This window comes from Paenibacillus sp. J31R98 (assembly GCF_056269245.1).
Genome location: NZ_JBWDNO010000002.1, coordinates 935,712 through 960,936, shown reverse-complemented (window position 1 = coordinate 960,936; position 25,225 = coordinate 935,712). Strand labels below are relative to the sequence as shown.

Below are 25,225 nucleotides of genomic sequence, written 5' to 3'. Positions count from 1 at the left end.
CATGGAAGCCTATCGGCAGTTTGCCACCGTCTATGATCGGCTGATGGCGGATATGCCGTATCCGGAGTGGCTGAAGTTTGCGGATGCTTGCTGGCAGCGGTACGGGACACCGCGAACAGTCGTTGATCTCGGCTGCGGGACAGGCAGCATCGCAATCCCGCTTGCTCGGCAAGGATATCAAGTCTATGGGATCGACTTGTCCTCGGACATGCTGACCATCGGACAAAGCAAATGGGATGATGCGGTTCGCAGCGGTGGACCGGCGCGAGGGACGGTTACGTGGCTGCAGCAGGACATGACGGAATGGGAGCTTGGCGAACAAGTCGATTCGGTCATCTCCTTCTGTGATTGCGTAAACTACTTAACCGAAGAAGAGGATGTCGTGGCCGCGATAGAAGCGACTTATCGGGCGCTGAAGCCCGGCGGCGTATTTCTGTTCGATGTACATTCGCCAGCAACGCTGGAGCGTTATGCAAGCGAGCAACCTTTCGTCCTCGATGAGCCGGATGTGGCATACATATGGACATGCGAGCTTGATGAAGAGCGTGTCGAAATCGAGCATCAATTGACGATCTTCGCACGTGCTGATTCGAGAGGCGCAAGCTTCACTCGAATCGAAGAAACGCATGTGCAGAGAGCTTACGATGCAGCGTGGCTGCAGGAAGTGCTGCATGGTGCAGGCTTTGCTAAAGTCGAGCTGTTTGCTGATTTCAAGCTAGAGCCGGCAACCGGTGAAGCGGAACGATTGTTTTTTGCAGCTGTCAAGTGATAATACTGTCAGTTCTAGGCGCTTTTCCTTGACATGGCATAAGCTGCTTATTTATAATCGAACTATCTATTTTTTGTTTAATAAGGTGTTGAAGAGGAGCAGTAGCTTCAGCAGCGTCTGGATCAGAGAGCCGGCGGTAGGTGCAAGCCGGACCAGCGTGAAGTGAACTCGCCTTGGAGCCGCACGTGAACAGTCAGGTTGACTTTCAAGCGTGCCGTCTCGCCTGCGTTAAAGGCATAGAGTGAGCAGCGGTAAAGCATACCGCTTGCTAACTAGGGTGGTACCACGGGAGCATAATCCTCTCGTCCCTAGCGATGACGCTAGGGGCGGGAGTTTTTTTATTTTCTCGGCAAGAACAAGTTTGCATAGACAATTGGGAGGCATATTTATGACACAGGAGCGCCAAGAGCAGCAGGGCTATAACCCGCTCGTTATTGAGCCGAAATGGCAGCGTTATTGGGATGAATCCAAGACATTCAAGACGACAGAGGATGCAGGGAAGCCGAAGTTTTACGCACTCGACATGTTCCCGTATCCATCCGGGGCAGGCTTGCACGTAGGCCATCCGGAAGGCTACACGGCAACAGATATCGTATCGCGTTACAAAAGAATGCGCGGCTACAACGTCCTTCATCCGATGGGCTGGGACGCATTCGGTTTGCCGGCAGAGCAGCACGCTCTGGATACAGGCGAGCATCCGCGCGAGATCACGGTAAAGAACATTAACAACTTCCGCCGTCAGATCAAGTCGCTCGGCTTCTCGTACGACTGGGACCGCGAGTTCAGCACAACGGATCCGGATTACTACAAATGGACACAGTGGATCTTCATCCAACTGTTCAATAAAGGTCTTGCTTATGTAGCTGAAGTGCCGGTTAACTGGTGCCCGGCGCTTGGAACGGTGCTTGCGAACGAAGAGGTTATTAACGGCCTCAGCGAGCGCGGCAACCATCCGGTAATCCGCAAACCGATGCGCCAATGGGTGCTTCGCATTACGGAATATGCAGAGCGCTTGCTTGAAGATTTGGAAGAGCTGGACTGGACAGAGAGCATCAAGGACATGCAGCGCAACTGGATTGGCAAGTCGAAGGGTGCAGAAGTGACTTTCGCTATTGACGGTCACGATGCTTCGCTCGTTGTGTTCACAACGCGCCCGGATACGCTGTTCGGCGCTTCGTACTGCGTACTTGCTCCTGAGCATGAGCTGGTTGATGCCATTACGACTGAAGCGCAGCGCGCTGCAGTGAAGGACTATCAAGAGACAGCTGCTCGCAAGAGCGATCTGGAGCGTACTGACCTGAACAAAGATAAGAGCGGCGTATTCACAGGCGCTTACGCGGTTAATCCGGTTAACGGCGCGCTTGTGCCGATCTGGATTGCGGATTACGTGCTTGCAGGCTACGGAACAGGCGCGATTATGGCGGTTCCAGGCCATGACGAACGCGACTGGGAATTCGCGAAGCAGTTCAACTTGCCAATCGTCGAAGTCGTTTCCGGCGGCGACGTGAGCGAAGCGGCGTATGCTGGCGACGGCGCACACGTGAACTCCGGCTTCTTGAACGGTCTTAGCAACGAAGAAGCGATTGCGCGTGCCATCGAATGGCTCGAAGCAGAAGGCAAAGGCCAAGGCAAAGTCACCTACCGTCTGCGCGATTGGCTGTTCAGCCGCCAGCGTTACTGGGGCGAGCCGATTCCGATTCTCCACTTGGAAGACGGCACAATGAAGCCGGTTCCTGACGATCAATTGCCGCTCTTGCTGCCGGACGTTGATCAAATCAAGCCTTCCGGCACAGGAGAGTCACCGCTTGCGAACGTAACGGAGTGGGTTGAGACAGTTGATCCCGAGACGGGCATGAAAGCTCGCCGCGAGACGAATACAATGCCGCAATGGGCAGGCAGCTGCTGGTACTACCTGCGCTTCATTGATCCGAATAACGATAAAGAACTGTGCTCCAAAGAGAAACAGAAGGAATGGTTGCCGGTTGATCTGTACATCGGCGGCGCCGAGCATGCGGTGCTTCACCTCTTGTATGCTCGTTTCTGGCACAAAGTGCTCTACGATATCGGCGTAGTCGATACGAAGGAGCCGTTCCACAAGCTCGTGAACCAAGGCATGATCCTCGGCACGAACAATGAGAAGATGAGTAAATCCCGCGGCAACGTTATTAACCCGGATGATATCGTGAACGTGTACGGCGCAGATACGCTGCGTATGTACGAAATGTTCATGGGTCCTTTGGAGGCGACGAAGCCTTGGAATACGAACGGCGTAGAGGGCATGTACCGCTTCCTTAGCCGCGTATGGCGTTTATTCATTGGAGAGAATGGCGAGCTGGTCGAGAAAATCGGTCAGGACGCAGGGTCCGAGGCGTTCAAACGGACTTGGCACCGCACAGTGAAGAAAGTGACGGACGATTACGAGAATCTGCGCTTCAACACGGCGATCAGCCAATTGATGATCTTCGTCAACGACGCGTACAAAGCGGAATCGCTGCCGCGTGAAGCGATGGAAAGCTTCGTTCAGATGCTGTCGCCGCTTGCTCCGCACATCGCGGAAGAGCTGTGGTCGAAGCTTGGGTCTACCGATTCGCTCTCTTATGCAGCTTGGCCAACTTATGAAGAGAAGTTCACGGTTGACCAAGAGGTTGAAATCGTCGTGCAAGTGAACGGCAAAATCATCGATCGTATCTCGATCGCTGCGGATACAGACGAAGCAGAGATGGAGCGGATTGCGAAGGAGTCGGAGAAGGTCGCTGAAGCGATTGCCGGCAAAACCGTCCGCAAGCTGATCGTTGTTAAAGGCAAGCTGGTTAACATCGTTGTCGGCTAAACCGCTGATGATTGGTTGACATGAAAAAAAGAGGTGAACGACCTCTTGGCGCAAAGCATGCGCTAAGGGCCGTTCACCTCTTTGCCGTATAAAGAGACGGATACGCGCTCCAGATCCTCTTCGTACTTGGCATGAGTGACGCGGATAAGCCGGTTGAACACACAATCAAGCTCGTTGTTCAGCAAGGCAATCGCTTGTGCCGTAATGCCGCCCGGCACGCAGACGCGGCTCTGCAGCTCCTCTGGCGTCATGCCGCCGGCAGTGAGCAGCTGGCCAGTGCCAAGCAGCATCTCGGAGGCGATGACTCGCGCTTGATCGCGAGGGAGGCCGGTCTCCTCGACGGCTGCATCGATAAACCGCTGCAGCAGGAAGGCCATAATAGCTGGGCCGCAGCTCGAGAGATCGGATACGACGCGCTGATGCTGTTCTTCAATTGGGAGAGGTTCGCTGATATAAGAGAGTAGACCATTCAGACGGGTGATGTCGGCATCGGTCATTCGGTTGCCGTACATGCACAAGGTGACGCCGCTGCACATGTTATTGGTGATGCTCGGGATGACTTTGGCGATTTTGCAATTAAGCGCATCTTCGAGCTGTTCCAGCAGTACAGGACTGGTAATGGAGATCACAAGTTGGTGCGGTAGTACGACATCACGGATTTGGTCCAGAACCGCTTTGAACTCCATCGGCTTGATACATAGAAAGACAACATCTTGATCGATGACCGCATCGCGATTAGAAGGGACAGCCTGCAGGCCGGGATGGCGGTCAGCTAGTGCGATTGCTTTTGAATAAGTGCGGTTGCTGGCGGTAATTTGCGATGGTTTCAGTGCTCCCGATCCGATAAACGTATCGATGAGCAAGCTGCCCATGCTCCCAATCCCGATAAACCCGACATTCATCGCAATCCCTCCTCAAGGCGCCAATCGTTTCAAGAAACGAAGCGCAGCTTTCAGCACAGTTTGTTCGCGGGGGCAAAACAAAGTATTTCAATCTATCGCTCTTACTACGGTATGCAAGGCGGCAAGGCCAACATGACCGATTGGAGCATAAAAAAGATTTTGTCAGTTGAAGGAGGCTTATATGGTGGGAATGAAACCGAGAAGCAACATGATGAATCCACAGAAGCTGCTTATCATTGGGCTGCTCGTTGCCGCTGTCGTGCTGGTATGCACCGCATTGTATCAACCAAAGAGCAGTGCGCAGCCTGGCTGGGTGGCGGTGAACGAACAGGTTGAACGCACGCTGGGTCAGCAGAAGCAGGAGCAGAAGCAGAAAACTTCTGATGAGACTGAAGTTGCGGCAGAGAAGAAGAAGGAGTCGCATGAGGTGAAGTCCGGTGAAAATGCGGATACAGGTGCAGGGAAAGTAGCGGGAACAGGCGCGGGAACAGGCGCGGGAACAGGAAATGCGTCGGGTGTAGGGACGAAGGATAGTGCGACTGCGCAGCCGCCAGTTGCGGATGGCAAGGTCGATATTAATCATGCTACCGCCGAGCAGTTGGACACGCTTCCTGGAATCGGAGCTTCGAAGGCAAAGGCCATCGTAGCCGATCGGGAGCAAAACGGATTGTATCAACGTGCCGACGACTTGCTCCGAGTCAAGGGGATTGGACCAAAGCTGCTTGAGAAGCTGAAGTCTTTCATTGTTCTGCAGCCCTGATTATGCGACAATAGACAGAATAAGCTTACTAATGATCATACGTTTACGAGCCCGTACATGTGCTAACTAGGGAGGCAGACGAGTAGAAATGGCTGAGAACATGCAGGACAACATGAGAAAAGACTGGGACACCTATTTTATGGACATCGCGTATATGGTATCGACTCGCTCCAGATGCCCGCGCAGACATGTCGGAACTGTGCTGGTGCAAGGGAAGAAGCTGCTCGGTACGGCATATAACGGTGCGCCGATGGGAGTCTCGGATTGCTCCGAAGACGGCTGCATGATTGTAGAGGAATACGAAATGCAGGTAGATGGCGAGCAGGAACTAATGATCAAGAAGCAGCGCTGCATACGCACGATTCATGCGGAGCAGAATCTGCTGCTCTTCACGGACCGGATCGACCGGGAAGGCTCAACGGTCTATGTGACGGATCAGCCATGCTGGACATGCGCCAACATGTTGGCCAACAGCGGCGTTGTGGAGATCGTGTATCATCGCGCTTATTCCAAGGACAGCGATAAAGTGAATGCACTCATGGAGTTAAAAGGAATCATTTTTCGTAATCTTGTCTCCTATGAGCCCCCGGCTCAAGCAGGCATGGATATCATTTCATAGCTTTAGAAGCAGCTTTAATGAGGAAGAACCTCTTGCTGCATCTGGACATTCCGCAAGTCTGCCGATTGCTCGGCAGGTTTGGAGGTTTGTTGCAGGTGCGGGAAGAGGTTTTTTTTTGTTGCTGACTGGGAGCGGTTGTAGCTGGTTAGGTGGGCTACAGACTTGATAGATCGCCATCAAAGAGGGTAACTGAGTCACACAAATGCTGAAGAAAACGAAGAAGTTCTAAGAAGAGTGTTACGAGGTAGCACACGTGGATGAGAAATGACGTTAAAACTCGAGAAGAGTGTTATTAGGTAGCACACGTGGATGAGAAAAAAAACGAATTTTCGCAATGATTGGTACGCTGTACCGCTCTTTATATCATCCAGCGAGTAGAGGAGGGGAAGTGTATGGCGAGGAGGCCGCTGATATGGTTTACAGTGTGCTGGGTGCTCGGCAGCAGCGCGGCTGCGGGGCTAACGAACCCTGGCACCTATTTGGCTGGGGCGGCGGTGTTTGCTCTATTGCTCGCGCTGACGTTGATGCGGCAAGCGTCTTGGCAGCTGGCTGCCGCATGTATGGCAGCGTTCGCGCTTTCGGCTGGGCAGCGCATGTGGACGGATGCCCGCAATGTGACAGGACTTCCTGCGGAGCTTGCCGCCGCACAAGAAGCAGTTCCGATGGGAGCGATAACGTATCCGGCGAAGATAACCGGGGTTATCACTGAGCCGCCGGAAGTAGATGGCGACCTTGTACAGATGGTAGTGAAGGTCGCTTCGGTTAAGCTTACGAGCGAGCCGGAGCAGCGAGAACTTGGTGGCGAACGCATGCAGTTGCAGGTTCGGCTCTCAGAGGAGAGTGAGCTCGCCGATGCTGCCAGCTGGCGGCGAGGGCAGCGCATTTCCGCAGCAGGCGAGCTGGCTGCGCCTGCAGCCGCGACCAACTTCGGCGGCTTCGACTATCGCCGGTATTTGAACAGCCAGCGCATCCACTGGCTGTTCAGCGCAGACGGAGCAGCTGCGCTATCAACAAGCGCCGGGCCGCGCCTAAGCACTGCGGCGCTGCTCAGGGGCATGGATGCCGCGCGCGAAGCGCTCGGCAAGCGTATGGACGCCCTGTACCCGGGCATCCAAGCCGGCTACATGAAAGGCCTCGTCATCGGCATAACCGATGATCTCGATCCCACATTGTACCGCCAGTTCGCGCAGCTGGGGCTAACGCATATACTGGCCATCTCAGGCCTGCACGTAGCGGTCTTCCTCTACGTGCTTGGCGGGTTTCTGCGTCTGCTTCGCATGACTCGGGAGCGCATGCTCATGCTGCTCATTGCGGCTGTGCCGCTCTATGTGCTCCTCGCTGGAGCATCGGCGTCGATCGTCCGTTCCGGCATTATGGCGATGCTCGGACTTGCTGCGGCACGCATGCACAAGCTGAAGGACGGGCTGCATTTACTTGCAGCCGCTGCCCTCGCGATGCTCGTGTGGGACCCGTATATGTTAGGAAACGTCGGCTTCCAGCTGTCGTTTATCGTAACGGCGGGTCTCATCTTCGGCGTCGCGCCGATCCGCCGCTGCTTACCTCGCGGCAAGTACAAATGGCAGGCATCGCTGCTTGACCTGCTCGCAGTCACCCTAGTAGCGCAAGCGGTATCGCTACCGCTCACGTTATACTACTTTAATCAGCTGCATCTCTTATCTTTACTGGCAAATCTCATTCTGGTGCCATTCATCAGCTTTATTGTTATGCCGCTCGGCGGCGCATCTATGCTGCTGGACAGCATGTGGCATCCCGCGGGCATGCTCTCAGCGCAAGCAACGGCTATGGGCAATGAGCTTACGTTTGCTTTTGTAGCTAAGCTCAGCAGCTGGAACAGTTTTCGGTATATTTGGGCAAAGCCTTCGCTGTGGTGGGTAATAGCCTGTTATGCAGCACTCCTGCTTCTCTTCTCGGCTCTGAACAGAATCAATGAGACAAGCTTAACACTCTCTGGCGAAGAGCACGCGGGTAGCGCTCGATTAGACATCCCAGCAACGCCATTCATTCAGCTCGAAGATATGGACTCAAGCTTCGGCAAGCGCGTAACTCGGCTGCAGCTCCTGCTTAGTTCTCTCACATTAGTGGCTATGCTCATATGGGCGTATAAACCCGATGCTCTTGATAGACAAGGTTACGTGCAGTTCATTGACGTGGGACAGGGCGATTCCATTCTGATCCGATCTGCGGAAGGGAAACATGTTCTCATTGATGGTGGTGGGACCGTTCAGTTTGGCAACCGTGGGGCGTGGCGGGAAAGGAGGGACCCGTTCGAGGTGGGGCAGAAGCTGCTCTTGCCGTTGCTTCAACAGCGAGGAGTCCATCACATTGACCTGCTCGTCTTGTCCCACCTGGACAGCGACCACATTAAGGGGCTACGTGCAATCATGTCAAATATTCCTGTGAAAGCAATCCTGTGGAATGGGACGTGGAAGAGCTCGGAAGACGCTATTACGTTACTTCGAGATGCGCTTGAAAGAGAAATTCCTCTATACCCTGCACGTGCCGGTCTTGAGTGGAGGCTAGACAAGCATACGTCCCTATCCATATTGAACACGCCTAGTTCACCTAGTTCCATTTCAGATGAAGAAGAGCAGAACGGACATAGTGTCGCACTTCGTCTTGGCCTCTACGACCGCCAGTTTCTCTTTACTGGCGATGCCGATATTGCGGAAGAGCAGCAAATAATAGCGGAGCTTCAGCAGAATGAAGCACGAGCACCCTTGATCCCAATCGACGTTATGAAGATATCTCATCACGGCAGCAAAACATCAACATCTGATCAATGGCTCTCCTACTGGCAGCCACGAACGGCTGTTATTTCAGTCGGCCGCAATAATATATACGGCCATCCAGCTGATTCCGTAATCAACCGATTAGATGCGGCGGGTATCCCAGTGAAGCGCACGGACTGGGGAGGCGAAGTCCAATTCCGTGTAAGTCCGAATGGCAAGCTCGTTGTCAAACAAAAAATCCCCGATCACAATGAGTGAAGGGGGATGCTAGTTAGTGTTAGCTATTACGTGGTGTTAGCTATAGCCTTGAAATCTATGTAATGCATAGTAACTACGAGCAAATCTTCTTAATCTGCTTAGCGAGCTCAATCCGCTGCTGCTTTAAGTCTTCGATAAGCTCCTTGATCGTAATATCTTCATCTGCATTCTCGCAATATTTGCGCCGTGCGATCAGTTCCATCATTTGATGGTTAACCGTGTTGAATTGCTCCCACAGCTGTTCCTTCGCTGCAACCAGCTCTTCCTCGCGCAAGATTTGTTCCTGGTTGCGAATTGCGGCAAGAATTTGCTGCTGCCACTCGGCATCGCCGATCTGCCCTGCATAATTGTACATATCCAAATAATCGTCTACCCATCGCTGGTTTCCTTGCTGACTGTTTTGATTCATGCTGGCCAAACCCCTTTCGATGGCATTATACCTAGTATTATACTCGGGTTTAAAAGGTTGTCCAATTGTTTTTATTAAAATAATCTTTACAAAAAAGGTGTTTGACACCGTCTGGCAGTGGATGGTAATCTTTGTGCACGATAGAGGAGGGAACATTAAAGATGGCTACAATTGTTTCAGTTCATCCATTCGAGGAAGCGCAGGTCAGAGCAATAGAAGCAGCTGCTCCGGGATTTACATACATAGATGTCAGCGGCTCTGAACAGGCAGCTGCAAGAGAGCAGCTGGCGAGTGCTGAAGTTATTCTAGGATTTAACCGCGATGTTCTCAAGATCGTCCATTCCGATGGAACGCCGCTTAAATGGGTGCAAAATTTAGGCGCAGGCGTCGATCACATTCCGCTGGGCAGAATCAAGGAGCGAGGTATTACGCTGACGAACGCATCCGGCGTTCATCCTTATCAGATTTCGGAATCGATCTTCGCAATGCTGCTCGGGCTGACCCGCCAAGTTCACACTTATGTTCGTAACCAGCAGGCGGCTAACTGGCGCCCTGAACCCGGCATGGGCGAAGCGCACCACAAGACGATTGCGATTCTTGGTGTTGGCGCGATTGGCGTTGAGACCGCAAAGATTGCCAAAGCCTTCAGCATGAACGTGCTCGGCATCCGCAAATCCGGCAAGCCGGCTGAGTGGGTGGACCGCATGTACTCGCTGGATGAACTTCATGAAGTATTAGCGCAAAGCGATTATGTGGTCAATTGCCTGCCGCTGACGAGTGACACGCGTCAGCTAATCGGTAAGGCGGAATTCGCTGCAATGAAGCGCACCTCTTGCTACATAAATATTGGAAGAGGAGCTACGACGGACACCGCTGCGCTCGTCGATGCTCTACAGAGCGGCGTTATTGCCGGAGCGGGACTTGACGTGTTCGAGCAGGAGCCGCTGCCTGAGGACCACCCTTTGTGGAAGATGGAGCAGGTGATCGTAACGCCTCACATTGCTGGGGATACTGCTCTTTATATGGATCGGGCTCTTGAGATTATTTTGGACAATTTGGCACATTATAGCAAAAGCGGTACGGTAGTAAGGAACATCGTAGACTTGCAAGCCCAGTATTGATTCAGGTTTGAGCGAATAGAATAAGCGCCGTACATCAACTGGGAATTCCTAGCAGGGTGTACGGCTGTTCTGTTTTCTGCTATGATTTTGAGGTAGTTTGCTTAAAAAGTGCAAGATGACTTATTTTTGAGAAATGATGCAAATTAAAATTTCTATAAAGAATTTATAAAACTGCTGCAACATTATTACGAACCTTTCCGTCTGAAAGGTTGCATGAGGGGGGATCCTCCGTGGTAGAGCAAGGCCTTATAAAAGCCGCACAAGCCGGCGATGGCGACGCTCTGATTACTCTATTGCGCGAGATTGAGAATCACGTCTATCGGACAGCTTACTATATTGTAGGCAATGAGCAAGATGCTATGGATGCCGCACAAGAAGCGCTTATTCGGATTTATACGAAGATCGGCACCTATGAAGAGAAAGCGCAGTTTAAAACCTGGGTGCAGCGGATCGTAACGAATATATGTATCGACAAATTCAGGCGTAACAAGCCGACCATTTCGATTGAAGAACACGAGATGGTGTTCCAGGATCATACGTCTGTCGAAGAGGAAGTGCTTACTTCCTATGCTGCGCAAGATATTCGAATGGCGATTGATAAGCTGCCCGAGCATCACAGAGCAGTTGTTGTACTGAGGTACTTGCAGGACTTTTCTTACAATGAGATTGCAGATTCGTTAAATCTGCCGCTAAATACGGTCAAATCCTATTTATTCCGGGCAAGGCAACAGCTGCAAACGTACTTGCATGACTATCAGAGAGGGGGGGTCCGAGGATGAATTGTCAAGAGGTGACAGAATATATGCAGCGTCAACTAGATGATGATTTGAATGGTGAAGAGACCGAAATCTTGATGACTCATACACGGCAATGCCCCGAGTGTGCAGCTATGATGGAGCGGCTTCAACTGCTGAACGAAGGACTTGAAAGCTTACCTAAAGTGACGCCAAGCTACAGTTTGGTGGATGCGATACTGCCACGTCTTGCTGAACTGGATATTAGCGGCGATGTTGTTAATGAAGAAGTAGAAGTAAAAGCTGAGCCGGCTAAAGTGATTCCATTCGAAGAAGCGGCGAAGATTGGCTCAGGCAAGCGCAAGTGGACGGAGCGATATACCATCAGCGCATTTGCCGGCGTTGCGGTCGCGGCTGTCGTACTCGTGTTCTTCATGTTCAATTACAATTCGAACCGGAGTGGCTTCAATGCTAGCGATGATGCAGCTGTTGCGGATTCGGCAGCGGCGAACAATACGAGTATGAGCACAAACAACAGCGCTGCGAATACAAGCACGATGGATCAGAAGGCGCTCATGGCAGAAAGCGCAAATTCCACAGATACAAGCTCGTCCGATACGTCTTCGAACAAAGCTGCTTCTTCATCGAACGCTGTGAAGAAGAGCAGTGATCCGCAGGCGCTTAACGTCGATCCGAATGGTGAGATCATGCCGCCGCTCACCACAGGGGACTCGGATAAAGATGCTCCTGCGGCAGGCGCGAATGCACCAAATGTAGAAATCACCGGCTCGAACGATACTTCAGATGCTGGTTCGGAGAACAAAGCTGATGGCGGTACTTCTGCAGATTCGACTACAAGTGCAGACGAGTCAGGCACCAAAGCTGCGGATAACAGCGGTACAGGCAGCGCAGCAGGCGACAAAGGGATTAACACAGAGACCGGTGGATCGATGTCGATAACCGACTCGACGACGAATGACAGGAAGACCAATCAGAATTACATGAACAATACAGTCAATGCATCGCCGATCTCGCCGGATGGCCAGTATCAAGCTTTTATTGTGGATGGTCGAATCGAGATCTATACGGTGCAGGATAGCGCGCTTGTCTTCCAAGGAAATAAACGTGCAGGTATTGCCAATTTGAAGTGGTCACAAGACAGTAAGGAACTGACTTACGAAACGACAGCTGATGGTGGCGCGAAGAAAGTATTCGCCATTGAAGTGAAATCCGCTTCCGAGCAGGAATCTAGCAAAAATTAATCCGGCTCATGCACACATGTCGTGATGTTTGCGTATGGTGTAGAAGCAGGGAAGCAGTCAGTTGAATATGCTCCCCAAGACGATCGTATGACCATCCGACACCGGTACCGCGGACCGTATGTGATTGGGTGTTTATATAGATGCTCGGGGACAAAGGGATGAAGCTGGAAACAGCTCTCATCCCTTTGTTGCGTTTTTGGCAGAATGGCGCTATCGTTATGTTGGTGGTTTAAAGGGGGTTTTCAAGATGGAGCTTAAGGATGCACAGAAAGAATGGAAAGCTGGGCAGTTCCGTCCCGTCTATGTGCTGTATGGGAAAGACCGTTATCGGATGCGGCAGTTCGTAACAGCGCTCACAGAGAAGCTGCTGCCGCCGGACGAGCAGGAGCTTGGCATCGTGAAATATGATACGTCGGAGACAGCAATTGAGGAAGTCGTCGCAGAAGCGGATACTTTGCCGTTCTTCGCGTCTCGCAAGCTTGTGCTTGTGCGGGACAGCTCCGTGCTTGCCGCAGCGCAAGGGAAAGAAGCGAAGCTTGAGCATAGTACGGATACATTGCTTGCCTACTTGAAGCAGCCTTGTGAGACGAGCGTTATCGTCTTTCAAGTGATGGCGGAGAAGCTCGACGAGCGCCGCAAGGTGGTGAAGCTGCTGAAGGAGCAGGACGCGCTTATGCCGTTCCAGGAGCTTCAGGAGAATGAACTGCTGCAATGGACGGTCAAGCGGGCGGAAGAGCAGGGAAGATCGATGAGCCGTGATGCAGCGCAGCTGCTGCTCGCCAGAACGGGCACCAGCATGCAGCAGCTTGCGCATGAGGTGGACAAGCTCTGTTTGCATGCTGGAAGCGGCGGCAGCATTAGCGGCGAGGATGTGGAGCAGCTAATCGCCTCCACGGTCGAAGAGGATGTATTCGCGCTTATAGACGCGATGGCTTCGCTGCAGGTCGAGCGTGCGCTGAAGCTCTACGGAGAGCTGCTTCTGCGCCGCGAGGAGCCAATCAAGATCGCAGCGCTTATAGCAAGGCAGTTCCGCATCATGCTTCAGGTGAAGGAGCTTGAGCAGCATAACTATTCGCAGCAGCAGATGGCGGGGCAGATTGGCTTGCACCCGTATGCAGTGAAGCTGGCTGCGGAGAAAGCAAAGCGATTCAGCGCGCAGACGCTAGGCAAGCATCTGAACCGGCTTGCGGAGCTTGATTACAATATGAAGACCGGCCGTGTGGACAAGACGCTTGGGCTTGAACTGTTCTTACTATCGCTTGCTGTATAACTGAGAATAAACACAATAAAAAAAGTCCTGCTATTCGCCGGAAGCGAAGAGCAGGACTTTCATTGGTTTCGTTAATTATGCTTGAGCGCTAAGTGCGTTCAGCTTTTTAGCCAGGCGCGACTTCTTGCGAGCAGCTGCATTTTTATGAATCAGGCCTTTAGTTACAGCTTTATCAAGCTTCTTCGTAGCAGTGAGCAGAGCAGCTTTAGCAGCTTCTACATCAGTAGCAACAACAGCTAGATCAGCAGCTTTAACGGCCGTGCGAAGAGCTGATTTTTGCGAAGCGTTCAAAGCGCGGCGTTTCTCGATTGTCTTAACGCGTTTGACTGCGGATTTAATGTTTGGCATTGCATTCACCTCCTGTAAAAAGGGAAAACCCTTGGTAACAACACAACTTGACATAGTGTATCATGGGCAAGTCCAAAAAGCAATAGCGCAATACAGACGAATCCGCTTCGCAGCGTGACTTTCTGCCGCATAATTCATCCTTACCCATCGCACACTAATGACAAACGGATGGAAGGAGCACCCTTATCGCATGAGTGAACTTGATCTACAGCAATTTAATCCAGGAATTGACTTGGCTCTGGAAGCGAAAGAATTGGCCGAAGCCGGAGGGAAGGGACCTGTCCCTGGCGTTACGTCAGACATCTCCGAAGATGACGGCATTACGATAACGAGGCTCGAAGTGACGACAGAGGAAGGCTCCCGCATCATGGGCAAAATGATCGGCAATTACGTCACCTTCGAGGTCCCGGAGCTGCGCAAGCAGGATACCGGCCTTCAAGACCGTGTCGCAACGAAGCTGGCACAGGAGTTCGCAACATTCCTTGAGCGTATTGGCATCAGTAAGACGGCTAAGGTGTTGATCGTCGGCTTGGGCAACTGGAACGTGACGCCCGATGCGCTCGGGCCGATCGTCGTGGAGAACTCGCTTGTGACTCGGCATTTCTTCGAGCTGATGCCGAACGAAGTGGCACCTGGTTACCGCAATGTGAGTGCTATTGCGCCCGGGGTGCTTGGCATTACCGGCATCGAATCGAGCGAGATCGTGCAGGGCATCGTCGATCGCTCCAAGCCTGATCTTATTATCGCGATCGATGCGCTTGCTTCGAAAGCGCTGGAGCGTGTCAACACGACGATACAAATCGCCGATACAGGGATACATCCAGGCTCAGGCATCGGCAATAAGCGGCGCGGGCTGACGAAGGAGATTCTAGGCGTGCCCGTCATTGCGATCGGCGTTCCGACCGTGCTATACGCGTCTACCATCGTGAGCAACAGCATTGATCTGATGCGGGAGCACCTGAAGAAGCACGCGAACAACGCCGACAACTTCCTCGGACTGCTCGACTCCATCGACGAGAATGAGCGGCTCCAGCTTGTACGCGAAGCACTTGGTCCGCTAGGGCATGACCTGCTTGTGACCCCGAAGGAGATTGACCAATTCATCGAGGATATCGCTAATATTGTTGCCAGCGGATTGAATGCTGCGCTGCATGAAGCGGTTGATAAGGACAACGTTGCGGCTTATACGCATTAACTGATCTGCTGCTAGATAGAGCTCCATCTGCCAATTGAGGCAGGTGGAGCTTTTTTAATGCGGAGGCTGACTGTAGTAAACAGAAGCTCATAGAGCTAACGGAACTCAGACGTTCTATTTGGCGATATTTGCTCGTTTCGGGAATGTAACGGAACTCAGAGGCCTTATTCCGATGAAGTCCGCTGTTTTCGGCTTCATAAGCAGCAATAACGCTTCTGGAGTCCGTTACAACTTCTAAAGGCTGTTTTTTGGACGAATAAGGTGTTTAGGAACCGTTAGCCGCAGGAGGGGGAGTGGGTAGGGGTTATGCCACGAATCGCTCTCTGCACCTCCTATGAAACTCGCAACTCTATTAAATCGATCAATAGATTCCAGACTCTATTAAACTTTCGGTTCTATTAACTCTCCTGCCTTCATAAAGTGATACTAGCCTCGTGCAAAAGGGTATCCCCGCAATAATGGAGCTTAGGAGGTAAGACAAGCACAATGAAACGATTAATCATGACGTTCAACCTTGGAAAGAGTAGCCTGCGCCTACGCCAGCTGCTCGTAACGGCCCGTACCTTTGCCCTGTTGTCACTCGGATCGATGATCCTTGTCCTTGTTGTAGGAATTGGCGTCATTGTACATGAGAAGACGGCGAGCTCTCCAATCTCGTCGATGAAAGGCTTCGCAGCGTCGGTGTCCAGCGGCTTATTCTCAGACATGCTTGCGATGGAGATGCCGGGTACAGGCGAAGCGGATAAGAAGTGGTCCATCACTGGCAAGCAGGCGAGTTCTTTCCTTCTTCGGATGCTGACGGATATTAATCCTGCTGAGCCGCTTAGCCTGCTTTCGAGCCAGTACCCAGGGTTGGGAGGAGACAGCACCGTTATTCTAAGACCGGGATCAGGTACCGGGGACAATGTCGCGTCAGAGGATCATGATACGGTTCCGCCGGAAGGCGATGAGAATCCGGGAAGTGTAGTAGGAGATTCGGATCGACCTGATCACCCAGCAGGGGATTTGGACACGTCAACGGAATCAGGAGACGACGGTGCGGATCACAACTCAGAGAACTCAGCCGACGATTCTGATTCGAATTCGTCACCAGACAGCACGATCACCGATACGCCATCACTGCCTGACAAGGGGAACGACACGCCAAGCACGGATGAGCCAGCAAAGCCGACAACCGGCGACCGCAACGTCGTCTTCATCTACAGCTCACACAGTCGTGAATCGTGGTTCCCGGAGGTCTCGAGCAAGAAATATGCGGAATCGCCGGTAAAGAACGTTACGCTTCTCGGCAAACGGCTCGCTTCACAGCTCAAAGAGAAAGGTATCGGCTCGATATCTTCAGGCACAGACTATGCCTCTACGGTTAAAAATTACAATTGGCTCCTATCCTATAAATATTCGAAACAAACGGTCGTAAGCGCGATGGCAAAAGATGAAGACCTAAGCTACTTCTTCGACATCCACCGCGACTCGCTTCGCCGCAAGAACACGACGATCACGATTGACGGTGTCACCTATGCTCAGGTGTTCCTCGTTATTGGGCTTGCGAACCCGCATTGGAGTCAGAACGAGGCGCTCGCCAATAAGATTCATGAAGCCTTGGAGAAGAAATATCCGGGTCTGTCGCGCGGCGTGCTCGGCAAGACGAAGGCGAGCGGGAACGGCGAATACAACCAATCGTTATCGCCGCACAGCGTGCTTATCGAAGTTGGCGGTGTAGACAACACGTTGAAAGAGTCATACCGGACGATTGATGTTTTGGCTAAGGTAATCTCGGACATTTATTGGGATGCGGAGAAAGTATCCACTTCAAAATAATAATTGGAATGTAGAAAGGTGAGAGTGGAGTATGCGCAAAAATTCGATGAAAATGGTTATGGTCGGGGCTGCAGCAGCGCTAGTAATTATGTTCGGCATCGATCTCGCTTCGAGCGGGATCGAGCGAATCTATGGACCGGTATCCGGCGGCAACGGGGCGGAAGCTGTCAACCCGCAGACAAGCCTGACATCGAAGCAGCTTCCCGCGGATACGTCCAGTACAGTGACAGAACAGGAGCAGCTGCCGGAAAATCAAATCTATATTGTGCCGGAGCGCCGTACAGTAGCAGATGCGCAGCATGGCCGGACGGATGAAGAGGTGCGCCGCGCTTACGAGCGCAAGCTGCAGGAGGAGCTGGACAAACGGCTACCAGGCGTTCCGGAACTGAAGAGCGATTCGACGGTAAACAAGGTCGCAGACGGCACGGCTGGAGTGCTGCAAACGATGTCGTCGAAGGGGATCCGAATGGTCGTTTCATTTTTCGAATCAGTAACGGATTGATGGTATTCCGGCAAACTGATATAATAACAAGAATGATTAGCAATAAGGTTCCTCTGGGGGTTTAGCATGTCGGATGTACATGAACGGCAAAAGAGAATTAGAAACTTTTCAATTATCGCCCATATTGATCATGGGAAATCAACATTAGCAGACCGGATTCTTGAATTTACCGGCGCGCTCTCCTCGCGTGAAATGCAAGAGCAGGTGCTCGACCAGATGGATCTGGAGCGCGAACGCGGTATTACGATAAAGCTGCAAGCCGTACGACTGGGATACAAGGCCGATGACGGCGAAGAATATATCCTCAACTTGATTGATACGCCAGGACATGTCGACTTCACCTATGAAGTTTCGCGCAGCCTTGCCGCATGCGAAGGCGCGCTTCTCGTCGTTGACGCGGCGCAAGGGATCGAAGCGCAGACGCTTGCGAACGTTTACCTCGCGCTTGATAACAACCTGGAAATCATCCCGGTGCTTAACAAGATCGACTTGCCAAGCGCAGAGCCTGAACGCGTGAAGCAAGAGATCGAGGACGTAATCGGACTTGATGCAAGCGATGCGGTGCATGCTTCGGCGAAGGCCGGTATCGGTATTAAGGAGATTTTGGAGCAAGTCGTGACGAAAGTGCCGGCGCCTACTGGCAATCCGGACGAGCCTCTTAAAGCGCTTATCTTCGACTCCCACTACGACCCTTACAAAGGCGTTATCGTGTACGTGCGTGTCCTTGACGGTCATATCAAAGCAGGCAAGAAAATCCGCTTCATGGCGACTGGCGCAGAGTTCGAGGTTATCGAAGTCGGCGCGTTCATGCCGCGCATGGGCATTGTCGGTGAATTGTCTGTCGGCGACGTTGGTTTCGTCGTTGCAGGTATCAAGAACGTGAAGGATACGCGTGTCGGCGATACGATTACCGATGCGAAGAAGCCTGCATTAGAGGCACTGCCGGGCTATCGTAAGATCAACCCGATGGTGTTCTGCGGCTTGTATCCGATTGAAACGCAGGATTACAACGATCTGCGCGATGCGCTTGAGAAGCTTGAGCTTAACGATGCATCGCTTCGTTACGAAGCGGAATCGTCAACTGCGCTTGGCTTCGGCTACCGCTGCGGATTCCTTGGCCTGCTGCACATGGAAATTATTCAAGAGCGGATCGAACGCGAGTTCAACATTCCTCTGATCACCACTGCGCCGAGCGTTGTGTATCGGGTTACGCTGACGAATGGTGATGTGATTGAGATTGATAATCCGTCGAACTATCCGGAAGTCGGCAAGATCGAATACGTTGAAGAGCCTTATGTTAAAGCAGCGATTATCGTCCCGAACGACTATGTCGGCGCGATTATGGAGCTTTGCCAAGGCAAACGCGGCGAGTTCGTGAACATGGAGTATCTGGATACGAACCGCGTTACGATTACGTACGATATGCCGTTGTCCGAAATCGTCTACGACTTCTTCGATCAGCTGAAGTCGAGCACGAAAGGCTACGCGTCGTTCGATTACGAGTTGGTTGGCTATCGCCAATCGAAGCTCGTGAAGATGGACATCATGCTTAACAACGAGATGGTCGATGCACTGTCCGTTATCGTTCACCGTGACCGCGCGTACAACCGCGGCCGGATTATTTGCGAGAAGCTCAAAGATCTGATCCCGCGCCAAATGTTCGAGGTACCAATTCAAGCGTCGATCGGCAACAAAGTTATTTCGCGTGAGACCGTTAAAGCGATGCGGAAGAACGTTCTTGCCAAGTGTTACGGCGGTGACATCAGCCGTAAACGGAAGCTGCTTGATAAGCAGAAGGAAGGTAAGAAACGCATGAAGCAGGTCGGCAGCGTCGAGGTTCCGCAGGAAGCATTCATGGCTGTTCTGAAGATTGACGAAGACTAGTACTAGTGAGGAAAAGGCCTGCGGCCAGTGATGGATTCCGCTCGCTGTTGTAGTTCTGATTCCTTTGATTGTATAAGACATTTATAGGTTGGAATCAGACTACAAAGGCGACCACTACGTTGCTCCATTCCATCACTGCCACTCCGGCCTATCCGCCACAATCACGTTTTTAAAGGGAGCATAAGAGCTCCCTTGTTTTTATTTCAAGGGAGCATTGGAGGTCAGGCAAAGCAATGTTACAGCACGCGCCTCGGGCGCTTTATATTCATATCCCTTTCTGCACGAACAAGTGCCATTACTGTGATTTCACTTCGTATGTGCTGAAGGGGCAGCCGGTGGATGCTTATCTCGACGCCTTGGAGCGGGAGATGGCAATGACCGTGGAGCTGCTGCCGCCAGAAGAGATTCGTACGGTATTCGTTGGTGGAGGTACGCCGACAGTGTTGACTCCGCCGCAGATGGAGAGGTTTCTTGCTTCGGTGAAGCGTTACTTCCCGATTCATCCGGATGCGGAGTTCTCGATGGAAGCGAATCCTGGAACGGTTGATATCGATAAGCTGCATGCCATGAAGGCAGGCGGAGTAAACCGGATCAGCATGGGCGTGCAATCGTTCGATAACGGCTTGCTGGAGCGGATCGGACGCATTCATAACGTAGATGATGTATACCGCAGTATTGAGAATGCGAGATTGGCTGGCTTCAATAACCTGTCGATCGACCTCATGTTCGGGCTTCCAGGCCAAACGGTCGAACAACTATCGGACAGCGTCGCCCGAGCGCTCAAGCTTGAGCTGCCGCATTACTCGCTGTATGGCTTGAAGGTCGAAGAGAACACTTTGTTCCACGCTTTGTATGAGCGCAATGAACTGCCTCTTCCTCCAGAAGAGGACGAGCTTGCTATGTATATGCATCTGATCGCTACGCTCAAGGCGGAAGGATTCCGTCATTATGAGATCAGCAATTTTGCCAAGCCTGGTTTTGAGAGCAAGCACAATATCACCTACTGGCGGAACGAACCTTATTACGGGCTAGGCGCTGGCGCGCATGGCTATGCGAGGGGCGAGCGGCACGTTAACATTAAAGGCATCCAGCCATTCATTGATGCTTCATTGAATAGACTTCCGCGGCTGGAGACGAATCCGGTGCCGGAGCATGAAGCGATGGAAGACTTTATGATGGTCGGACTGCGGATGCTGGATGGCGTATGCAATGATGATTTTTCGCTGCAGTTCCCGGGTCTGACGATCGAGAGCGAGTTTGGTGAACAACTCGAGGCGGTACTTGCGCAAGGGCTGCTAGAGCGTACAGAAGATCGTGGTGGCGGTTACCGTTTATCGGAGAAGGGCATCCCGCTCGGCAATGAGGTTTTCGGCGCGTTTATTGGCGAATAAGCTGAGGATTTCATGGTAATTAGTACTTGTGAACCAAACAGTGATGATGTATATTTATTCATATTGATGTTGGAATTATAATTTCGGAGCAAGGTTGGAGGCGAGTGCGAGTGCAAGCGTTGCAAGCGGTATGCAGAAAGGCGACCGAAGACGATGTGGAAGTGTTAGTGGATTTAATAGCAGGTTACGCCGAGAAAGGAATTATGCTGCCGCGATCACGCGAAGTGCTGAAGCGCCAGATTGATACATTCGTCGTAGCGGAAGTTGGGAACGAGGTTGTCGGCTGCGGCTCGTTGACTCAGCTTGGAGCCGATCTTGTAGAGATTCGCTCACTCGGCATTTCCGAAGGCTACAAAGGGCTAGGAATCGGCAGCAAGCTTGTTGATCAGTTGATCTATGAAGCAAGGGAGCAGCGCATTCCGAAGATTATGGCGCTGACCTATGAAGTCCGCTTCTTCGAGAAGAACGGCTTCACGGTTGTGAATAAAGAGATCTTCCCTGAGAAAGTTTGGACCGATTGCATCCACTGTCCGAAACAGCATGCGTGCGATGAGATCGCTGTGCTGAAGATGCTGAATTAACGTACACAAATTGTACGCTTTATAGATGTCCCGAAAATGCCGAACTGACTTGACAATCGATAAGTCGGTTTGGTATTTTTGTATTAATGATTAGCACTCAACGATAACGAGTGCTAACGATGTAACGATAACGAATTGGAGGGACTGCGATGTTGACTGAACGGCAGCGAATGATTTTGAACGTCATCATTGATGATTATATCCGCTCGGCGGAGCCTATAGGTTCTCGCAGTATTTCGAAACGAAGCGACATCAGCTTCTCGCCGGCAACGATTCGGAATGAGATGGCTGATTTGGAGGAGCTCGGGTTTCTGGAGCAGCCCCATACGTCAGCGGGTCGAATCCCATCCATTAAAGGTTATCGGTATTACGTCGATCATCTTGTCCAATTGGGCGAGGTGAATGATCATGATGTACAGAAGGTTCGCTCCTTCTTCACAGAGAAGATGAACCAGATGGAGCAGATCATTCAGCATGCGGCAAGTATTTTGTCCAACTTGACGAACTATACTTCCATTGTGCTGGGACCTGAGACGTTTGCGAATTCGCTGAAGCATTTCCAGTTGGTGCCGATCAGCGATGACACGGCGGTGGCGATCATTGTGACGAACACCGGCCATGTTGAGAACCGCACCATTTCCATTCCGGCTGATATGAGCATGGATGAGATGCAGCAGGCTGTTAATATTTTGAATGCGAAATTGATCGGGGTGCCGATGGTAAGGCTGAAATCGAAGCTGTATTCCGAGGTTGGCCAAGAGCTTGGACGTTATGCGGATCAATGCGAACGGCTGCTTGGGGTGTTGGATGAAGCGCTGCACAGCGAAGATGACCACCGTGTATTCCTGAGCGGTGCAACGAACATGCTGACACAGCCTGAGTTCAAGGATGTCGACAAAGTGAAGACGGTGCTCGACTTGCTCGATGAGACGCCGACGATCATGCAGATGTTCAGTTCGCTTCCGAGCGGTATTGCGGTTCGGATTGGGACAGAGAATACTCATGAGGCAATTAATAATTGCAGCTTGATTACAGCGACGTATTCAGCACATGGACAGCAACTTGGCACGATAGGCATTCTCGGTCCGACGAGGATGGATTACGGTAAAGTAATTGGCCTGCTCGATCTCTTGTCGAAGGATATGGCAGTACTGCTCGGCCGATGGTACAAATGACCAAATGTAATGTAAGACAGGGATTATTTTCAGGAGGTGCAAGCGCTCGTGTCTGTGAATGAACAGCATACAGATGAGGAACATATCAATGAAGTGAACAGTGCTTCTGTGGAAGAGCAGGAAGTACCAGCAGAGGAAACAGCTTCGCAAGCCGAAGAAGGAAGCGCAGAAGACTCCCGGATCGCCGAGCTCACGAAGCTTGCGGATGAGAATCAGCAGCGTTACTTACGCGCACAAGCGGACTTTGATAACTTCCGCCGCCGTACGATGAAGGAGAAGGAAGATCTCGCGCAATACGCTTCGATGAAGCTCATCAGCCAGCTGCTGCCGGTTGTCGATAACTTCGGTCGCGCGGTTGAAGCTGCAAAGAGCGGCGGCGATGTTGAATCGTTCTCTAAAGGCGTAGATATGATCTTCCGCCAATTCGAGCAAGTGCTTGAAGCTGAAGGCCTCAAAGCAATGGAGGTTGTAGGTGAGCCGTTCAATCCGGATTTCCACCAAGCGATTATGCAAGTGGAGTCCGATGAGCATGAAGAAGGCATCGTTGTGGAAGAAGTGCAGAAGGGTTATGTGCTGAAGGATAAAGTGCTGCGTCCCGCTATGGTGAAAGTGAGCGGTTAACGTTCAGTTGCCTATATACTTAAATTTTATGTAATAAAGACCTAAGGAGGATTTCTAAATTATGAGTAAAGTAATCGGTATTGACCTTGGAACAACAAACTCATGCGTAGCGGTAATGGAAGGCGGCGAAGCTGTCGTCATCCCGAATCCGGAAGGTAATCGTACAACACCATCGGTTGTAGGCTTCAAGAAAGACGGCGAGCGTGTCGTCGGTGAAGCGGCAAAACGCCAAGCGATCACGAATCCGGATCGTACAATTAGCTCCATCAAACGTCATATGGGTACAAACCATAAAGAAGTAATCGACGGTAAAGATTACTCGTCGCAAGAGATTTCCGCAATTATTCTGCAGAAGCTGAAATCAGACGCTGAAGCTTACCTGGGTCAAACGGTAACGCAAGCCGTTATTACGGTTCCTGCTTACTTCAACGACAGCCAGCGCCAAGCAACGAAGGATGCCGGCAAGATCGCAGGCCTTGAAGTGCTGCGTATCGTCAACGAGCCGACAGCAGCAGCGCTTGCATACGGTCTTGAGAAAACAGAAGATCATACAATTCTCGTCTATGACCTTGGCGGCGGTACGTTCGACGTATCGATCCTCGAGCTCGGCGATGGCTTCTTCGAAGTAAAAGCAACTAGCGGTGACAACCGCCTGGGCGGCGATGACTTCGACCAAGTGGTCATCGACTACCTCGTAAGTGAATTCAAGAAAGAGCAAGGCGTAGACCTCTCTAAAGATAAAGCAGCTGTACAACGTCTGAAAGACGCAGCAGAGAAAGCGAAGAAGGAACTGTCCGGTATGGTTACTTCGACGATCTCCCTGCCGTTCATCACAATGGCTGACGGCGTACCGCAGCACTTGGAAATGAGCCTGACTCGCGCGAAGTTCGAAGAGCTGTCCGCAGCGCTTGTTGAGCGCACACTGGGTCCAACTCGCCAAGCACTTAGCGATGCTGGAATGTCCCCAAGCGACATCGACAAAGTCGTTCTTGTTGGCGGATCGACTCGTATTCCTGCTGTCCAAGAAGCAGTTAAGAAACTGATCGGTAAAGACCCGCACAAAGGCGTTAACCCGGATGAGGTTGTAGCACTTGGTGCAGCGGTTCAAGCAGGCGTACTGACTGGCGATGTGAAAGACGTTGTATTGCTCGACGTAACTCCATTGTCGCTCGGTATCGAAACTGCTGGCGGCGTGTTCACGAAGATGATCGACCGCAACACGACGATTCCTACAAGCAAATCGCAAGTGTACTCCACGTATGCTGACAATCAGCCAAGCGTAGAGATTCACGTACTGCAAGGCGAGCGCCAAATGGCTGCTGGCAACAAGACCCTCGGACGCTTCACGCTTGGTGACATTCCACTGGCGCCGCGCGGCGTACCGCAAATCGAAGTTACTTTCGATATCGATGCGAACGGTATCGTTAACGTATCGGCCCTTGATAAAGGCACTGGCAAGAGCCAGAAGATCACAATCACTTCCTCCGGCGGTTTGTCCGAAGAAGAGATTGATCGCATGATGAAAGACGCTGAACTGAACGCGGAAGAAGATCGCAAACGCCGTGACCTTGTTGAAGCGAAGAACAGCGCTGATCAGCTCGTGTACACGGTTGACAAGACGATCAAAGATCTTGGCGACAAAGTAGACGCTGGCGAAATCGCAAAAGCGAACGAAGCGAAAGAGAAAGTAACTGCAGCTCTGGCAACAGACGATGTAGAGCAAATCAAAGCCGCTTCGGACGCGCTGACTGAAATTATGCAGCAGCTGTCGATGAAGCTGTATGAGCAAGCTGGCGCAGCAGGCGGCGCTGAAGGCGCAGGTCCTGAAGCTGGCGAAGCTAAAGGCAGAGATAACGTAGTTGACGCAGACTACGAAGTTGTCGACGATAAGAAATAAGTTAGGCTGATTCGTGTAAACGGTGCGCCGTCCGAGAAAATTTCTGGACGGCGCAGCCGTTTCTTGCTATGTCTAGATATAAATACCACTTGCGTGATCGTAAGGAATGGTTTATTTTTGATGGCAATG

Annotated in this window: 21 protein-coding genes and 1 other annotated feature; of the genes, 18 read left to right on the top strand and 3 right to left on the bottom strand. The window is 51.8% G+C overall.

Going from position 1 to position 25,225, the window contains the following annotated elements; all coding sequences use genetic code 11:
* Nucleotide 1 precedes the first annotated feature (1 nt).
* Together AC0YNX_RS13065 and leuS are read left to right on the top strand one after the other, a co-directional pair.
* Nucleotides 2-769: a class I SAM-dependent DNA methyltransferase gene (locus AC0YNX_RS13065; protein WP_475816089.1), complete on the top strand. Its 768-nt coding sequence runs from the start codon at nt 2-4 to the stop codon at nt 767-769.
* 79 nt (nt 770-848) lie between these two features.
* Nucleotides 849-1,082: a binding site (T-box leader), on the top strand.
* Between the two features lie 75 nt (nt 1,083-1,157).
* Nucleotides 1,158-3,599 carry a leucine--tRNA ligase gene (gene leuS, locus AC0YNX_RS13060; protein WP_475816088.1) on the top strand — a complete coding sequence of 814 codons (2,442 nt, stop codon included), beginning with the start codon at nt 1,158-1,160 and terminating at the stop codon, nt 3,597-3,599.
* 62 nt (nt 3,600-3,661) lie between these two features.
* Here the strand turns inward: leuS and comER are convergent, their stop codons facing one another.
* On the bottom strand, nt 3,662-4,501 hold the full coding sequence (gene comER, locus AC0YNX_RS13055) for a late competence protein ComER (RefSeq protein ID WP_475816087.1): 840 nt from the start codon (nt 4,499-4,501) through the stop codon (nt 3,662-3,664).
* A gap of 190 nt (nt 4,502-4,691) precedes the next feature.
* Here comER and AC0YNX_RS13050 point away from each other — a divergent pair, with 190 nt between their 5' ends.
* From AC0YNX_RS13050 to AC0YNX_RS13040, 3 genes are all read left to right on the top strand, one after another.
* Nucleotides 4,692-5,261: a ComEA family DNA-binding protein gene (locus tag AC0YNX_RS13050; RefSeq protein ID WP_475816086.1), complete on the top strand. Its 570-nt coding sequence runs from the start codon at nt 4,692-4,694 to the stop codon at nt 5,259-5,261.
* 100 nt (nt 5,262-5,361) lie between these two features.
* The gene (locus AC0YNX_RS13045) at nt 5,362-5,880 is read left to right on the top strand and encodes a deoxycytidylate deaminase (RefSeq protein WP_475816246.1); all 519 of its coding nucleotides are present in this window, start codon (nt 5,362-5,364) and stop codon (nt 5,878-5,880) included.
* A 392-nt stretch (nt 5,881-6,272) separates the two neighbouring features.
* Complete coding sequence (locus tag AC0YNX_RS13040; RefSeq protein WP_475816085.1) at nt 6,273-8,888, top strand: DNA internalization-related competence protein ComEC/Rec2; 2,616 nt, start codon at nt 6,273-6,275, stop codon at nt 8,886-8,888.
* A gap of 73 nt (nt 8,889-8,961) precedes the next feature.
* Here AC0YNX_RS13040 and AC0YNX_RS13035 read toward each other — a convergent pair whose 3' ends face one another.
* Complete coding sequence (locus tag AC0YNX_RS13035; RefSeq protein WP_475816084.1) at nt 8,962-9,297, bottom strand: hypothetical protein; 336 nt, start codon at nt 9,295-9,297, stop codon at nt 8,962-8,964.
* Between the two features lie 161 nt (nt 9,298-9,458).
* Between AC0YNX_RS13035 and AC0YNX_RS13030 the strand changes: the two genes are divergently transcribed.
* The 4 genes from AC0YNX_RS13030 (at nt 9,459) to holA (ending at nt 13,684) form a co-directional block, all read left to right on the top strand.
* On the top strand, nt 9,459-10,418 hold the full coding sequence (locus AC0YNX_RS13030; RefSeq protein ID WP_475816083.1) for a D-2-hydroxyacid dehydrogenase: 960 nt from the start codon (nt 9,459-9,461) through the stop codon (nt 10,416-10,418).
* 230 nt (nt 10,419-10,648) lie between these two features.
* Entirely contained in the window at nt 10,649-11,197 is a 549-nt protein-coding gene (locus AC0YNX_RS13025) for an RNA polymerase sigma factor (RefSeq protein ID WP_475816082.1), read from the top strand.
* Nucleotides 11,194-12,414: an anti-sigma factor family protein gene (locus tag AC0YNX_RS13020; protein ID WP_475816081.1), complete on the top strand. Its 1,221-nt coding sequence runs from the start codon at nt 11,194-11,196 to the stop codon at nt 12,412-12,414. Before AC0YNX_RS13025 ends, AC0YNX_RS13020 begins: the two co-directional genes overlap by 4 nt.
* A gap of 247 nt (nt 12,415-12,661) precedes the next feature.
* The gene (holA, locus tag AC0YNX_RS13015) at nt 12,662-13,684 is read left to right on the top strand and encodes a DNA polymerase III subunit delta (RefSeq protein ID WP_475816080.1); all 1,023 of its coding nucleotides are present in this window, start codon (nt 12,662-12,664) and stop codon (nt 13,682-13,684) included.
* Between the two features lie 75 nt (nt 13,685-13,759).
* On the opposite strand, the gene rpsT is transcribed toward holA, so the two are convergent.
* Nucleotides 13,760-14,032, bottom strand: a complete 273-nt coding sequence (rpsT, locus tag AC0YNX_RS13010) for a 30S ribosomal protein S20 (protein WP_475816079.1) — start codon at nt 14,030-14,032, stop codon at nt 13,760-13,762.
* A gap of 190 nt (nt 14,033-14,222) precedes the next feature.
* Here rpsT and gpr point away from each other — a divergent pair, with 190 nt between their 5' ends.
* The 9 genes from gpr to dnaK all read left to right on the top strand — a co-directional run bounded on the left by gpr (nt 14,223) and on the right by dnaK (nt 25,096).
* Nucleotides 14,223-15,227 carry a GPR endopeptidase gene (gpr, locus tag AC0YNX_RS13005; RefSeq protein ID WP_475816078.1) on the top strand — a complete coding sequence of 335 codons (1,005 nt, stop codon included), beginning with the start codon at nt 14,223-14,225 and terminating at the stop codon, nt 15,225-15,227.
* A 486-nt stretch (nt 15,228-15,713) separates the two neighbouring features.
* On the top strand, nt 15,714-17,045 hold the full coding sequence (gene spoIIP / locus AC0YNX_RS13000; RefSeq protein ID WP_475816077.1) for a stage II sporulation protein P: 1,332 nt from the start codon (nt 15,714-15,716) through the stop codon (nt 17,043-17,045).
* 31 nt (nt 17,046-17,076) lie between these two features.
* Complete coding sequence (locus tag AC0YNX_RS12995) at nt 17,077-17,547, top strand: hypothetical protein (RefSeq protein ID WP_475816076.1); 471 nt, start codon at nt 17,077-17,079, stop codon at nt 17,545-17,547.
* Between the two features lie 66 nt (nt 17,548-17,613).
* Entirely contained in the window at nt 17,614-19,431 is a 1,818-nt protein-coding gene (lepA, locus tag AC0YNX_RS12990; RefSeq protein ID WP_475816075.1) for a translation elongation factor 4, read from the top strand.
* 233 nt (nt 19,432-19,664) lie between these two features.
* Nucleotides 19,665-20,822 (top strand): radical SAM family heme chaperone HemW, encoded by a 1,158-nt coding sequence (hemW, locus tag AC0YNX_RS12985; RefSeq protein WP_475816074.1) that lies wholly within the window; start codon nt 19,665-19,667, stop codon nt 20,820-20,822.
* Nucleotides 20,823-20,941: 119 nt separating this feature from the next.
* Nucleotides 20,942-21,403, top strand: a complete 462-nt coding sequence (locus tag AC0YNX_RS12980; RefSeq protein WP_475816245.1) for an N-acetyltransferase — start codon at nt 20,942-20,944, stop codon at nt 21,401-21,403.
* Between the two features lie 149 nt (nt 21,404-21,552).
* On the top strand, nt 21,553-22,578 hold the full coding sequence (hrcA, locus tag AC0YNX_RS12975) for a heat-inducible transcriptional repressor HrcA (RefSeq protein ID WP_475816073.1): 1,026 nt from the start codon (nt 21,553-21,555) through the stop codon (nt 22,576-22,578).
* Nucleotides 22,579-22,626: 48 nt separating this feature from the next.
* Nucleotides 22,627-23,199, top strand: a complete 573-nt coding sequence (grpE, locus tag AC0YNX_RS12970) for a nucleotide exchange factor GrpE (RefSeq protein ID WP_475816072.1) — start codon at nt 22,627-22,629, stop codon at nt 23,197-23,199.
* 61 nt (nt 23,200-23,260) lie between these two features.
* Nucleotides 23,261-25,096: a molecular chaperone DnaK gene (dnaK, locus tag AC0YNX_RS12965; protein ID WP_475816071.1), complete on the top strand. Its 1,836-nt coding sequence runs from the start codon at nt 23,261-23,263 to the stop codon at nt 25,094-25,096.
* The last annotated feature ends 129 nt before the right edge of the window (nt 25,097-25,225 follow it).